This window comes from Corallococcus sicarius (genome assembly GCF_003611735.1).
GTDB classification, from domain to species: Bacteria; Myxococcota; Myxococcia; order Myxococcales; family Myxococcaceae; genus Corallococcus; species Corallococcus sicarius.
On the sequence record NZ_RAWG01000254.1, the window covers coordinates 1 to 14,151 of the forward strand.

Here is a 14,151-nt window from a genome sequence, read left to right on the forward strand (position 1 = left end):
CCTCCCACCCACGCCGGTGGAACCTGTCGCCCCACCGGTTGCCCTCGCGCGGGTGCCCGAGACGCCCCCCGTCGCGGCGGGGCCTGAGCAGGAGCCGGAGCCTGCCGCGGAGGCCTTTCTCGAAGCAGCGCTGAAGGTCCAGGGGCCGCCGCAACCGGAACTCCGGGACCGCGCGCGCCGCGCCCTGCCCGAGACGCGCCTGCGGCTGGTGAAGGCGTTGCGCGCCGACCATGCGTCCCCCCAGGCCCGCCGCGACGCGGTGCTCGCGGAGCTGCTGGCTTCGGGTGACAGCGTGGAGCCGTGGACGCGGGACGCCCACGCCGCGCTGGACACCTGGCACGAGCGCCTCCCCCCGGACGCGCGGCCCATCCAGACGGAGCCCGCCCACTGCTACGCCGCCGGCTGCGTCTCGCACGTCACCTTCCCGGACGAAGCGTCCTTCCGAACGGCCTGGGAGCGCGCCTCCAGCCTCTCGCCTGGCGCCCACGGCGCCCACCTCCAGCTTCCGCCCGAGCGCCTCGCCTCGGGCCGGGTGCGGGTCCCCTGGCTCGTGCTGCGCCCGGACCGCTCCTAGCCCCCGCTCTCACCCGCGCAGCACCCATCCCAAGGAGCCCCCCATGTTGAAGCACCTGTCCACCCACGCCCTCATCACCAGCGCCGCCCTCCTCTTCGCCGGCTGTGGCGCCACCGAGGAGCAGGCCCCGGAGACGGCGGCCCCCGCCCCCATGCCCCAGCAGTCGGAGCTGATCGCCGCCTGCGTTGACACCGAGGAGCTGGCGGAGGCCGCCGAGCACTCCTGCGTCCACGCCGAATTCGGTCCCTTCGAGTCCGTCACGGCGGCGCCCCTGGGCGGTCCGTCCTTCGTGGACGTGAGCGCCGCGCACACCGCCTTCAACATCACCCTCCCGGCCATCACCTACCAGCAGTGGACGCTGGGCTACGCGGGCTCCGTCATCTTCACGCCCGAGGAGTCCACCGAGTACGCCTTCCTCACCTCCGGCTTCCGCGCCGTCCGCGTCGTCAACGCGGCCACCAACGAGGAGGTGGGCCTGGAGTGCCACTACGCCGTCCCGCAGGAGGTCTGCGGCAGCTTGCGCTCCGCCGTCACCGCGGACCTGGAGGGAGGCATCGACTACCGCGTGGACTTCGCGGCCGTCGTCCCCCAGGCCTCCTCCTTCCTCCTCGTCATCGAGGAGACGGGGCACGCCCACGCTGAAGAGTAACCCCTCCAGGCGCGCTTGAAGGGGGGCCCGGGGACGCCATCGCGCGGCCCCGGGCCTTCCCAATACCCAGGAACTTATGTATCTCGGTTGCATCTACAACATCACCCCGAACCGGAAGTCCGCCCATGCGTCTCCCCTTCCGCGCCTCCCTCCTGGCCTGCTGCATCGCGGCACTGACCGCCTGTGGCGACAGCAACTCCCCGCCCCCCGACGCCGGCACGCCGCAGGAGCAGACCGACCCCTGTGCGCCCCGAGGCCACATCCACCGGGAGCCCGAGGGTGACTGGTGTCACTGCGACCGGGGCTCCATCGCCAGCGAGCAGGGCCTGTCCTGCGTGCCGGACCCGAACTACGTGCCGCGCGACGGCTTCGACTTCGGCGACGACGGCGAACACGCCTGCTTCCACGTCACGAACGGCCCCTTCAGCACCGTCACCGCGTCCCCGGACCGGCTGCCGCGCGTGGACGACTTCCACACCCACTACACCGTCAAGCTGCGCCAGGAGAACGGCGCCTCCGTGGGCACGTTCAACTTCAAGGCGTGGGCCACGGGCGACTTCGTCCTCTACCTGAGCACGCATGACGTCGCCGTCACCGTGAAGGAGGGCGAGCGCGTCGTGGAGCCCGTCGGCACCCAGGCCACCGGCGCCTTCTGCGACGGCCTGAAGCACATGGTCGGCTACGAGCTGACCGACAAGGTCCAGTACACCGTCTCCTTCGGCCCCACCCCGGCCCCGGAGCTGGGGCTCGTCATCGAACATCTCCCGTGATGTCACCTGCCATCTATTGCAACTCAGTTGCATTACAGGCATGACAGGGCCACCGGGCGCACCGGCGGCAGGTGCCGCCTGGCACCCCGCGCCCGGCATCCCGAAAGGAAGCACCCCATGATGAAGATGAAGCGCATCGCGCTGAGCGCCCTGCTGTCGCTCGGCCTGACGGCCTGCGGTCCGATGGAGGAGTCGGAGCCCATGCCCGAGTCCATGTTCGAGGAGCAGGGCTCGCAGGCGCTGGACGCCGCCTGCACGTCGCTGGGCACGGGCATCACGTCGCACGCGTGCGTCCACTCCGGCAACCCTGCGGATCACCTGGCCCGCACGGCGAGCGCCACGCGCGTCACCAGCGCGCCCTCCATCAGCACGAAGCACACGGCCTACGACATCGCCCTGCCCTCCGGCGCCGAGGGTTCGGTGACGTACGTGCCGGCCACCACCGGCTCCTATGCGTTCTACCGGACGCAGAACGTGCCGTTCACCGTCATCAACGGGAGCACCAGCGCCACGGTGCCCTCCGCGCTGTCACAGACGGTGTCCTCCTCCGGCTGTTTGCTCGTGTACGTGTCCGTCCATGACCTGACGGCCGGCACGACGTACATCGTCGCGACGGGCCCCGCGTCCGGCAATGCCATCACCGTGGTGCCGGAGTTCCTGGACGACTCGCGCACGCGCTACTACCGCGACGCGGACGGCGACGGCTACGGCAGCACCACGTCCATCTACACCGCGTGCACGCCGCCCGCCGGCTACACGACGCAGCGCTTTGACTGCAACGACACGGTGGGCTCCGGCGCCAGCATCAACCCGGGCGCCACGGAAGTCTGTGGCAACGGCATCGACGACAACTGCGACGGGTCGCAGTGCTAGCGCGCTGAGCCCCGACGACCGCTGACGCGGGCCTGAGCAGGGCCCGCACCCACGCCGGAGCACCTCCCCTCGGAAGGGTGCTCCGGCGTGGGCCTCTTTCCCGCGCTTCCACGTGCCCTTTCGTCCGGCGCGTGCCTCCCTGAAGGACCCTTCCCGATGCGTCTCTCCTCCGCCGCCTTCTTGTTCGCCGCTTGCGCCACCCTGACGCTGAGCGGCTGTGATGACGAGCCCACCCCCGTCACGCCGGACGCCGGCGTCCAGACGGACGCGGGCGCCGATGCGGGCACCGACGCCGGAAGCGATGCGGGCACCGACGCCGGTACCGACGCGGGCTCCACCGTCACCGTCACCGCGTCCCAGCCCGCCGAGGGCGCCACGGACGTCTACCCGCTGGAGATGTACCCGGACACGTCCGGGGAGAAGCCACTCATCGCGTTCCGCAAGGTGCTCACGCTCACCTTCAGCGAGCCCATGGATGCGTCCAGGGCCCAGGTGACGCTGCGCGACCGCACCGACGCCACCATGCCCGCCCGCGTCCTCACTGGCACCTGGTCCGAGGACGCGCGCACGCTCACGGTCACCGTGCCGCGCACCGAGGAGAGCATCCGGCCCCTGGAGGTCTCCACGCGCTACACCGTGGCGCTGGACGCGCTGCGGGACGCGGCCGGACATCCGTTGAACCCCGCCACGGCGGGCCTGGGTGACGGCGCGCTCGACTTCACCACCGGCGAGCGCGACCCGGTGATGGAGCACGCGTGCACGCACACGCTCGTCAACACGCCGGAGGCCGTCACCGCGGGGCGGACGCCCTTCGACTTTCCACCGGACACGCACACCGGCCACGCCCTCTACGCCGTCACCCTGCGCGCGGGTGAGGCGGGCTTCGGGGGCTACACGGGCTTCATCTCCGACCCGGCGAAGGCCGAACAGGTCACGCTCTACCTCAACCAGGAAATGGCGACGAAGGTGACCAACGACACGGCGGGGGGGACGGACGTGGCGTCGGTGCTCGCGCCCGCGCGGTTCATCTGCGCCGGCATCACGCACACGGTGAAGTTCCCCGCCGAAGCGGGAGATCAGATCTACCTGTTCCAGTTCGGCCCCACCCCGTCGGAGAAGTTCCAGTTCGTGCTGGAGCGCGAGTAGCGCGACCACGTCCCAGGGGGAGGCCCACCGTCCACCAGGACAAGCTTCCCCTCCCCGCCGGTCCGGTGCCGCGACGGGGTGCACACGCTACGGTGGCGCTTCGCCTGGAGGCTCCGCCGCATGCGTCACCCCGCCGCCCGCAAGCCCCTCCCGCCGCACGAGGAGGTCCAGACGCTGCCCCACTATCTCGTGGGCGAAGCGCTGGATGGAGTCCTCTACATCTCCTCTCCGTCCACCGAGCGTCTCAAGGGCCTGACGCCCCTGCTCGGTCGCGCGCCGGAGGGCTGGTGGTGGACCGCCGCCCCCCGGCTGTTGATGGGCCAGGACGTGCTGGTGCCGGACCTCGCGGGCTGGATGGGCGGACGCCCGGAGACGCTGCCTTCGGGCACCTTCATCCACCGCATTCCGAACTGGATCTGCGAGGTGCTGTCCCCCTCCAGCGCGAAGCTGGACCTGGCCACCAAGCTGCCGCGCTATGCCCGCGCGGGCATCCAGCACGCCTGGGTCATCAACCCCGTGAACCGCGTGCTGGAGGTGTTCCGCCTGGACCACGAGCGCTGGATGCTGAAGCGCGCCTTCGTCGGCGATGAGTGCGTGCGCGCCGAACCCTTTGAAGGCCTGGAGCTGTCGCTGGCGCCGTTCTGGTCGCCGAGCTGAGCTGGGTCACGCCTCCGGTGGCTCCCACGCGCCCGTGAAGGCGTCGAAGCGCCGCACGTTGACGCTCAGCGCGCGGTGCACCTGGGTCTCCGGCCCGACCTCCACCGGCGCGCCATCCGCTGGCACCACGAGCCGCTCGAACCGGGTGCCCGTGAACCAGCGGTGCGGCTGCACCTCCAGGACGAAGAAGCCCTCCTCGTCCAGGTCCGCCTGGATGGGCACGAAGTCCACGCGCTGCAGCTCCACCGGCGGCGGGAAGTCCAGCGCGAGCCGGAAGGGCACGCGCACCTCCGCGCGCGTCGCGCTCCCCGCGAGGAACAGCGAGCGGCCCTGCATCACCTCGCCCTCTGCCCCCAGTGCGCCGGAGGGCGGCTGGAGCAGCAGCGACAGGGAGCGCGCCATCCCGGCGATGCCCGGGGAGCGCCCCAGCACGTGCGCCTGTCCTGCGTCCGCGAGCAGGTCGAACACCACCTCCCGGTCCCACTCCCCCAGCACACGGCCGCCCGAGAAGAAGTCCCCTTCGTGCGCGTGCGCGCCAGGCAGCAGCACGTCGCCCAGCCGGCGCAGCAGGGCCTGGGGCTGGAGCGGCGACGCCTTCTCGAACAGGTAGATGGGCCCCAGCACCATGCGCGCGGTGGTGAGCTCCACGCGCCAGCCGGTGTCGGTGGTGAAGACGCCGACCGTGTCCTCATCGGGTGCGAGCGCCGTGCGCAGGCCCATGCGGAAGGTGATGCTCCGGCCTCCGGTGCCAGACAGCCCGCAGGCGTTGACGCCCGCCGCGAGCGCGCCGCCCAGCAGCAACGTGAAGGCACGGCGGGTGTGACGCACGGGGGAGGTCATGGCTTGTCCTCCTGGAGGTCCAGGTACACGGTGAGGGTGCCGCGCACGGTGCGGGGAGCACCGGCGGAGAAGTGGCGCGTGGCGAGCAGGGACGCGGGCGCATCCGGGCCGCGGAAGTTGGACACGTAGTTGAACTCCGACTCCCGCCAGCGCGCGTCCAGCAGGTTCTCCACCGACACGCCCAGCTCCACCGCGCGCCAGCGCGCCCGGGCCCCCACATCGAAAAGGAAGATGGGGTCGCTGTAGCGGTCCAACGGAAGCGGCCTGGGCCCGATGGCGCTGTGTCCCAGCGCCAGGCTCCACCCCACGTCCTGCTGGAGCACGGTGGTGGTGCCGCGCCACGCCGCGTCCACCCGGCCCAGCACCTGCGGGATGTACGGCAGCACCGTGCCGTCCCACACCCGCCACGAGGACGCTCCGGGCAGGGGCTGCGTGGCGCGGGCCCACGCGAGGCTCGCCTGCACGTCCAGGCGCTCATGCCACAGCAGCCGCACGCTGCCGAAGGCGCCCAGCCGCTGCGACGGACCAATGGGCTGGTTGCGCCCCGTCGTCTCGCTGAAGACCAGGTCCTGCGACACGCGCGTGGCGAACACCGCGCCCCGCGCCTCCACGGTGGTGGCGCCGTGCGCCGCGTCCCCCCAGCGCCAGCCCAGCCCCGTCTCTCCGGACGTCACCCGCGCGTACGGCGCGAACTCCGCGTCGGACAGGCCCGCCGCGTCGCTGGAGCGCGCCCCCAGGCCCGCGCTGGTGAGCCACGTGAGGCGCGGCGTCAGGCGCACCTCGGCGGTGGCGCGAGGACTGGCGAAGAAGCCGTACGCCTCCACGGACTCCTCGGGGATGCGCTCACCCTGCCGGTCCTCGTCCGGGCGGTTCAGGTCCTCCACGGCGAACAGGAAGGTGTCCACGCGCACGCCGCCCCGGAGCGTGAGCCACGGCAGCGGGCTGCTCCGCAGGGACAGCCAGGCGCCCAGGTTCGTGGTGCGCACCTGGTTGTCGAAGACGGTGGCGTAGGGCGCGCCGCCCTTGTCGCGCAGGCGCCGCGCGCGGGTGTGTACGTTGTCGTAGCGGGCCACGTAGCCCAGCTCCACCGGCTGCGGCTGTCCCGCCCAGACCAGCCCCGGCGTGTAGCGTCCGCGCACCCCCACGGTGGTGCCCTGGTAGAACTGTTCGGTGTTGTCGCCGCGCTGCGCCTCGCCGATGGGGGGCGTGTCCTGGAGGAAGCCGGTGAAGTTCTCGCGGCTGCGCATCTGCCGCGACACCGCGTAGGCCAGTTGCACGAAGCGCCCGCCGCGCTCCAGCCGTGACACCCACTCCACGGAGGCGATGTGGCGCTGATTGGCGCCGCCCTGGTTGGGGTCGTAGAGGCAGAAGAACTGTGAGTCCGGGTCCTGGGCGCACGGCAGCCGCGCGTCCACGACGTCCGTCTCGCGCACCACGCCCGCGGAGGAGAAGCGCGCGCCGTAGCTCGCGCCGAAGAGGCGCAGCCGTGTCTCCGGCCCGAGCCGCAGCTCCGTCTGGGCCATGAGGCCCGCGTTCGCATACGCGCGGTTGGGGCCGAAGCCGTGCCCCTGGCGCAGCAGCACGCCCACGAAGGTGGCGTCGGTGGACTCGGGCGGGCCCCACACCAGCGACAGCCGGCGCGACGCGAAGCTGCCGTAGCTGGCGGAGGCGGTGATGCCCCGGCGCTCCAGCCCCAGCTGGTACTCCACCGTGCCCGCCACGCCGAAGTCGCCCTGGGACGGATCATACGGACCCTCCGTCACGCGCAGCGACTTCACCAGCTCCGGGATGATGAAGTACGTGTCCGCGTAGCCGTGGCCGTGCGCGTGGGAGACCTCGTTGAGGGGCACGCCGTCCAGGCGCATCTCCACGTCCTTGCCCTCGCCCGCGTCGAAGCCGCGCAGGTACACCGTCTCCGCGTGGCCCTCCCCTCCGTGGTTGGCGAGCATCACGCCCGGCGCCAGCAACAACAGGTCCGTCGCGGAGTTGCGCGGCACGTCCGCGAGCTGCCCCACCGTGATGTGGAAGTCCCCCACCGCCACCGGAGGCGGCGCGGCCGTACGCCCCCGCACCGTGGTGGAGAATGCTGGCGGCTTCGCGTCCGTGGGCATCGGATCCGCTAGCGCGGTCGCCACCGGAGCCGCTTCCGGAGACTCGTTCGGGGCCTGCCCCGGAGCCTCTGGCGCGGTCACGACCGGGGCCGCCGTCGGAGCTTCCACAGGGGCCGCGGGCGGCTCGAACATCACCGGCACATCCACCTGCACCTCCAGGGGAACATCCCCCCGGCGCGCGGGCTCGAAGCGCCAGCGCGTGGCCGCCGCCATCGCGGCCCGGTCGAACGCCTCACCGCCCGACTCGCGCACCTCCACCCGGGACACCTCGCCCCCGGTGTCGAGCGTCAGCCGCAGCACCACCCGCACGGCCTGCGTCAGGGCCGGCACGCCCGCCGGCATCACGGGCGGCGCCGCCTCCACGGGCACGGGGGGAATCACGGGCGCTTCGGGCGACGCGCTCAGCAACCAGAGCACGAGCGTCGGGATGAACACGGGCAACGACCTCGCTCGGCGGAGTCCACCCGACGCAGGCGGCCCTCCACACAGCGGCCGTGGATACCGCAACACGGACTTGACTTGCAACCATGTTACAAATACCAACCAGCTACATGAACCATCGATGGAAGTGGCTGCTGGCGGCGGCGTGCCTGGGAGCCACCGGGTGTGGGGAGACCGTGGCCCGGGGCGACGTCCAGGTGACGCTGAGCGGAGGGGACGGCACGCAGCGCGGCTACGCCGACCACCTCTTCCAGGATCAGTGGTCCGTGCAGTTCAGCAAGTACCTGGTGTCCCTGGGGGACTTCACCCTCACCTCCGCGTCCGGCGACGTGCGCGCGAGCCAGGAGCACGTGCTGGTGGACGTGCAGAAGGGGGACGTTCCGCTCACCGCGCTGACGGGCCTGGAGGCGGGACGCTGGAACGTGGACTTCCGCGTGAGTCCCCCGGAGGCGCGCACCGTGGCGGGCCCCTCCGTGTCCGCGGAAGACCTGGCGATGATGCGCGAGCGCGGCTTCAGCTACTACGTGGAGGGCCGGGCGCAGCACCGCGACCCCACCCGGGGGCTCTACACCTTCCGCATGGGCTTCCCCGTCCACGCGCGGATGGTGGACTGCATCAACGGCGTGGATGGCACCCAGGGCATCGTCGTGCCGGAGAACTCCGTGGCGGAGGCGGAGGTCACCATCCACGCCGAGCACATGTTCTACGACCGGCTGGGCACCCACCGCGGCGTGCAGCTTCGCTTCGAAGCCATCGCCGCCACGGCGGACGCGAACCGCGTCATCACGCCGGAGGGGCTGGCGTCCCAGGACCTGCTGGACCTGCACGGTCTGGACGGAGGCACCCTCACGGATGCCCAGGGCCAGCCCGTCGTCTACCAACCGGGCGCCTACGACCTGCGCACGCTCCAGGCGTTCGTCACCCAGAGCATCGTGGATCAAGCGCACCTGAACGGCGGCGGCGTCTGCACCGTCGCCGCGCCCTAGGGCCTCCCGGACAGGCGAGGCCCCGGCCGGACGTCAGGCCTCAGGGGCGCCCTTGGCGGCGCGCTGCGCTTCGACCTCGCGCTTCACGTCCTCCATGTTCAGCGCGCGGACCTGCCGGAGCAGGTCCTCCAGCGCCGTCTTGGGCAGCGCGCCCGGCTGGTCGAACAGGAGGATGCCGTCGCGGAAGACCATCAGCGTGGGCATGGACCGGACCTCGAAGGCGCTGGACAGCTCCGGCTGCGCGTCGACGTCAATCTTCCCGAAGACGATGTCCTTGTGCGTCTCCGACGAGCTTTCGTACACGGGCGCGAATGCCCGGCACGGGCCGCACCAGGTGGCCCACCAGTCCAGCACGACGATGCCGCCCTTGGTCACCGTCTCCTTGAAGTTGTCCTTCGTGATTTCGAGCGTCGCCATGACGGCCTCTCTTTTCCTGGTCCTGACTACCGGATCCTAACGAACGTCCAACAGCTCCACCTCGAACAGCAGCGTGGAGTTCGGGGGGATGACCGGAGGAAAGCCCCCCGCGCCATAGCCCAGCTCCGGCGGAATGGTGAGCTTGCGCACGCCGCCCACCTTCATTCCGGCCACGCCCTGGTCCCAGCCCTGGATGACGCGGCCCGCGCCCAGCGGGAACGTGAAGCCCTGCCCCCGGTCGCGGCTGCTGTCGAACTTGGCGCCCGTGGTGAGCGTCCCCACGTAGTGCACCGTCACCGTCTTGCCCTTCGTGGCCTCGGCCCCGGTTCCCACCTTCACGTCTTCGGTCTTCAAGCTCATGCGTGACTCCTTGGCGGGAATCCGCCTTGGAAAAATCCGCACTTTAACGCCGGATGCAGCCCCCTGCCGCCCTGAATGGCCGTCCGGTCGCCGGAAAAAAGAGAGTGGCGGCGGGGCCCCGGTCGAAACCGGACACCCCGCCGCCAACTCCTGCCATGGATTTCGTCATTCAGGCTTCAGGTCAGAACGTGCCACCCACGTTGAGGGTGGTCGCGTAGCTGCCACCGCCCGACGGGTCACTGCCACCCGCTTCGATGTTCGGAGCGAACTGCTTGTCGAACAGGAAGTTGTAGTAGCCGCGCAGGTCCGCCGTGAGGCTGCCGAAGTGGCCTCGCAGGCCCACGCCCGCGGGCAGATTGCCCACCGTGTCGTCGGAGAAGCCGCGCGACTCACCCCAGCGGAAGTGGTAGTTGCTGACGCCGATGCCGCCCAGCAGGTACGGCTGCACCGCCGACGCAGACACCGCGAGCGTCAGGGCCGCCTGACCGCCGTTGCGGACCAGGTCCGGACCGTCGAAGTTGGTCTCATCGCCCGGGCCCTTGATGTTGTTGAGCGCGCCGGTGTAGCCCACCTCGATGCCCAGCACCGACGTGGGCTTGAGCGACGCGGTCACGGCCGCCGTGGGGCCGGGAGCAATCTGGGGAGCCAGGGCGCCGGTGTAGCCTTCCACACCACCGCCGACCAGCAACGTCAGACCCCTCTTGTCGTTCTTGTCCTTCTCCTCCACCTCCAGCGGCTGGACCTCCTCACTGGAGCTGAAGTCCGTGGCCGCGGGCGGCGCCGCCGTGCCGCTGCCACCCGTGGCATCCGACGACTCGGGCGGAGGCGGAGGTGCCGCAGGCGGAGGTGCCGGAGGCTCCACCGGCGCGGGTGGAGGCGTCAGGGGCGCGCTCTGCTGCTCCGGCGTGATGGCACCGCTGCCGCCCGTCCCCGACTGCTCCACCGGCTCGCAGCGCAGCGGCGTGTTCAGGTAGATGGCGCCACTGCCTCCCGTGCCAGCGCTGGGGCTGCTCACGCCCTGATCGCTGGTCTCCAGGTTCTGCGAATCGTCCATCGGCGCTGAGCCACTCCCTCCCGTGCCCTGGAGCGAATCGTCCGCGGGCGCTTCCTCAATGGTGAGATCCTCCTCCTGGACCGTCCCCGGAGACACCTGCGCCGTCATCTCCTGCTGGCCCTTGTCCTTGTAGACAGCGGCCTGCCCCGGGGGGCAATCCTTCTCCGCCGCAACCGCGCCCGTCCCGTACATGAGCGCCGCGATGGCGCCCGCCAGAATCTTCTCTTTCATCCAACCCTCCATCGTCGACTGACTGACATGAAGGTTGTCGTGAGAGAGTCTTCCGGCAAGGCATTGACAGGAAACCACAGACAGCTGACCTGCCCGTCCCCCCTCCAGGAGAGGAGGCGTGGCTTCAGAGCCACTTCACGGGAGCGGGGGGCTCGGACGCCCCCCTGCCCCCCGTCAATCATAGACATCCATCAGGTGTCGCGCAGCCAACCGGAGCCCGTGACGACAGGCAATTGCAACGCGCGCTCACGGTCCAGATCCAGGTTGCCGATGTGCAGCGACAACGGCGCCTGCACCCACTTGTAGATGGACTGGTGGAACAGCTTCACGAAGCGGTCCACGTAGTCACCCAGCCGGGGGGCCTCCACCTCCGGGAACATCGCGGTGAGCGCGGTGCGCATCTCCGACGGCGTGAGCTTCTCGCCCGCGTGCAGGTAGAAGCACGCGTCCAGGATGGGGAAGGGCATCAGCTCCTCCTCGCCCACCTGGTCGTGCGCGAGCTCCGGGCCCGCGGGCTTGGCCAGCACCTTGCGGATGCCCTCGTAGCCGGTGGTCTCCTGCAGGTAGTCCAGCAGGAACATCACCACCGTCTTGGGCACGTTCGCGATGACCGCGAGCGCGCCCATCAGGTCACCGCCAATGGTGGTGTAGCCCACGGACTTCTCGCTCATGTTGCCCGTCTGCAGGAACAGCCCGCCGCAGGAGTTGCTCCAGTTCCACATGCGCTGGGCGCGGATGCGCGCCTGGATGTTCTGCTCGGTGATGGGCGTGAGCTTCGCCTCGCCCAGCATCTGCTGCGCGGCGGCCGTCTCCCTTTCGAAGGCCTCCTCGATGGACACCACCTGGAAGGGCACGCCCAGCTCGCGCGCGATGGTCTCCGCCGCGTCGCGCGTCTGCTGACTGGAGTAGGGGCTGGGCATGTAGAACGCCTGGATGAGCGAGCCCGGGTTGTCCGGCCGCACGCGCTTCGCGTACCGGTGCGCGATGAGCAGCGTGAGCAGCGAGTCCCGGCCGCCCGACAGCGCGATGCCGAACAGCTTGAAGGCGCGCGTCTTCTCGAAGTAGTCGCCCACGCCCATGGACAGCGCGTCGAGCACGTCCTCGCACAGCGCCACGCGCGCGCTGCGGCGGGTGTCCGGCGCGGGCAGGAAGAAGCTGCGGTGCGCGGGCACCGGGTAGGAGAGCTTCTCCCGCTGCGTCTTCACCGCGGCCGTGCAGTCCACGGTGGGCACCTTCTTCCCACCGGCGGACACCCAGGACTCGCGGTCCACGCGCCAGGTGGTGTTCTCCGTGCGCAGCCGCAGCGTGCGGTCCAGGTCCACCACCGCGGTGGTGTGGCCCTCCTGGAAGCGCGGCGTCTCCAGCACGGGACGGCCGTTCTGGTTGATGAAGCCACCGCCGTCGAAGATGAGCCCGTCGTTGCTGCCCACCGCGTTGGAGTACGCGATGGTGACCTGATGGTCCGACGCCCGCGTGGCGATGAGTTCCCGGCGCGTGTCCCAGAAGCCCAGCCGGAACGGCGACGCGGACAGGTTCACCACCAGCTCGCCGCCGGAGTACGCGCGCCGGCGCATGGGGCCGTCCGCGCTCCAGATGTCCTCGCACACCTCCGGCGCCACCACGCCGAAGTCGAACTGGAAGAGGTAGTCCCCCAGCGGCACGCCCCGGTGCGTCTCCGCCATGCCGGGCTGGCCGTGGCCGAAGGTGCGGCCCTCGTAGAAGACGTTGTAGGTGGGCAGCTTCTCCTTGGGGACGAGCCCCAGCACCCGGCCGCCCGCCACCACCGCCGCGCAGTTGAGGCGCACGCCCTGCTGGGCGATGCCCACGCCCACGATGGAGACCAGGGGCAGCGCCGCCGTCTCCTTCGCGAAGCGCTCCAGCTCCGGCCACTGGTGGTCGATGAAGCCCTGCCACTGCACCAGGTCCTCGGCGGGATAGCCCGCGATGACCTGTTCGGGGAACACGGCCAGCGTGACGTTCTCCGCGGCCATCTTGCGCGCCAGGGCCAGCACGCGGTCGGTGTTCGGGTGGAAGGCGCCCACGGTGGTGTTGACGCTGGCGATGCCAATCTTCACGAGCCGCATGGTGCGTCGCTCTCCCTGGAAGGGGGGGCACCCAGCAATGCGCGGGAGGGGTGGCCAGGGCAAGCGCAGCGTGAGGCCCGCGCGCCCGGCCGTTCAGTTCCCCCAGGGGCCTCCGGAAGGTGCCCCCGGAAACGGCCCCGGGTTCCCTGCCCCCTAGTTCAGCGGACCGCTGGGGCGCATCGGTTGCAGCTGGGTCAAGAGGTCGCCCAGGTCCTCCAGCACCATCTCCAGCCGGCGCCGGACGTCCAGCTCCACCAGCAGCTCCTGGCGGCGCTCGGGCTCCGGCACCACCGCGGACGCCACCACGTCCGCCAGCATGCCCCCGCCCGCGCGCGCGGCCACCGGCAGCAGGTTCTCCGCGAACGAGGGGGGCACCCGGCCCGCCAGCTCGAAGACGGCCTGGCGCAGCTGCTCCTCCTCCGGCCCCGTGTAGGACAGGTCCGGCAGCACGTGGGCGCGCACCTGGCGGTAGAGCTTGTCCGCCGACAGCTCCTCCACCAGCCTCACCCGGCTGACGCCCTGCAGGAGGATGTTGTAGCGGCCGTCCTCCACCTGCTCGTCCCAGACGATGACGCCCGCGCACAGCATGGGCTGCAGGCCAGGCCGGCCCTCGTACTTCCCCTCCCACCCGGGCTCCAGCTGGCCCAGGGCGAGGACGCGGTCGGTGGCGAGCGCGTCCCGGACGAGGTCCCGGTAGCGGGGCTCGAAGATGTGCAGGGGGATGACGGTGTGGGGAAACAGGACCGCCGACGGCAGGGGAAACACCTTCAGCGCGCTGGCGGCGCGCTCCACACGTTCTTGAGCGGTCATGGTCCGGGCATCCTTCCTGGTGTTCTAAGCCCGCGGGACACGGGTCGCATTCCAATCAGGCAGGCACCCGACCCCGGACGCCCGGTGGCAAGGGCCCCGGGTTCCGCTAGGGTGCGCCGCCGCATGTCCTCCATCGACCCTCCTGTCC

The 14,151-nt window shown here is 71.0% G+C and carries 14 protein-coding genes; 7 read left to right on the forward strand and 7 right to left on the reverse strand.

The window, feature by feature from the left end:
- The 6 genes from D7X12_RS30310 to D7X12_RS30335 all read left to right on the forward strand — a co-directional run.
- Positions 1–574, forward strand: a 574-nt coding sequence (locus tag D7X12_RS30310) for a hypothetical protein (RefSeq protein ID WP_208719375.1), incomplete at its 5' end; no start/stop codon positions are given.
- A 43-nt stretch (positions 575–617) separates the two neighbouring features.
- Entirely contained in the window at positions 618–1,223 is a 606-nt protein-coding gene (locus D7X12_RS30315) for a hypothetical protein (RefSeq protein WP_120628735.1), read from the forward strand.
- A 125-nt stretch (positions 1,224–1,348) separates the two neighbouring features.
- Positions 1,349–1,993, forward strand: coding sequence for a hypothetical protein (locus D7X12_RS30320; RefSeq protein ID WP_120628736.1), 645 nt, complete (start codon positions 1,349–1,351; stop codon positions 1,991–1,993).
- A 117-nt stretch (positions 1,994–2,110) separates the two neighbouring features.
- Complete coding sequence (locus D7X12_RS30325) at positions 2,111–2,866, forward strand: putative metal-binding motif-containing protein (RefSeq protein WP_120628737.1); 756 nt, start codon at positions 2,111–2,113, stop codon at positions 2,864–2,866.
- Positions 2,867–3,022: 156 nt separating this feature from the next.
- Positions 3,023–4,012, forward strand: coding sequence for an Ig-like domain-containing domain (locus D7X12_RS30330; protein WP_120628738.1), 990 nt, complete (start codon positions 3,023–3,025; stop codon positions 4,010–4,012).
- A gap of 120 nt (positions 4,013–4,132) precedes the next feature.
- Positions 4,133–4,669, forward strand: coding sequence for a Uma2 family endonuclease (locus tag D7X12_RS30335; protein WP_120628739.1), 537 nt, complete (start codon positions 4,133–4,135; stop codon positions 4,667–4,669).
- A gap of 6 nt (positions 4,670–4,675) precedes the next feature.
- Here D7X12_RS30335 and D7X12_RS30340 read toward each other — a convergent pair whose 3' ends face one another.
- Together D7X12_RS30340 and D7X12_RS30345 are read right to left on the reverse strand one after the other, a co-directional pair.
- Positions 4,676–5,509 carry a hypothetical protein gene (locus tag D7X12_RS30340; protein ID WP_120628740.1) on the reverse strand — a complete coding sequence of 278 codons (834 nt, stop codon included), beginning with the start codon at positions 5,507–5,509 and terminating at the stop codon, positions 4,676–4,678.
- Positions 5,506–8,055 (reverse strand): TonB family protein, encoded by a 2,550-nt coding sequence (locus tag D7X12_RS30345; protein ID WP_120628741.1) that lies wholly within the window; start codon positions 8,053–8,055, stop codon positions 5,506–5,508. Before D7X12_RS30345 ends, D7X12_RS30340 begins: the two co-directional genes overlap by 4 nt.
- A 116-nt stretch (positions 8,056–8,171) precedes the next feature.
- On the opposite strand from D7X12_RS30345, the gene D7X12_RS30350 reads away from it, so the two are divergent.
- Positions 8,172–9,047 (forward strand): hypothetical protein, encoded by an 876-nt coding sequence (locus D7X12_RS30350; protein ID WP_120628742.1) that lies wholly within the window; start codon positions 8,172–8,174, stop codon positions 9,045–9,047.
- 33 nt (positions 9,048–9,080) lie between these two features.
- Here D7X12_RS30350 and trxA read toward each other — a convergent pair whose 3' ends face one another.
- The 5 genes from trxA to D7X12_RS30375 form a co-directional block, all read right to left on the reverse strand.
- Positions 9,081–9,464, reverse strand: coding sequence for a thioredoxin (gene trxA, locus D7X12_RS30355; RefSeq protein WP_120628743.1), 384 nt, complete (start codon positions 9,462–9,464; stop codon positions 9,081–9,083).
- A 36-nt stretch (positions 9,465–9,500) separates the two neighbouring features.
- Positions 9,501–9,824, reverse strand: a complete 324-nt coding sequence (locus tag D7X12_RS30360; RefSeq protein WP_120613881.1) for an FKBP-type peptidyl-prolyl cis-trans isomerase — start codon at positions 9,822–9,824, stop codon at positions 9,501–9,503.
- Positions 9,825–10,005: 181 nt separating this feature from the next.
- Positions 10,006–11,109 carry a hypothetical protein gene (locus D7X12_RS30365; RefSeq protein WP_208719377.1) on the reverse strand — a complete coding sequence of 368 codons (1,104 nt, stop codon included), beginning with the start codon at positions 11,107–11,109 and terminating at the stop codon, positions 10,006–10,008.
- 191 nt (positions 11,110–11,300) lie between these two features.
- Complete coding sequence (nadE, locus tag D7X12_RS30370; protein WP_120628745.1) at positions 11,301–13,193, reverse strand: NAD(+) synthase; 1,893 nt, start codon at positions 13,191–13,193, stop codon at positions 11,301–11,303.
- A 153-nt stretch (positions 13,194–13,346) separates the two neighbouring features.
- Entirely contained in the window at positions 13,347–14,003 is a 657-nt protein-coding gene (locus tag D7X12_RS30375; RefSeq protein ID WP_120628746.1) for an LON peptidase substrate-binding domain-containing protein, read from the reverse strand.
- Positions 14,004–14,151 lie beyond the last annotated feature (148 nt).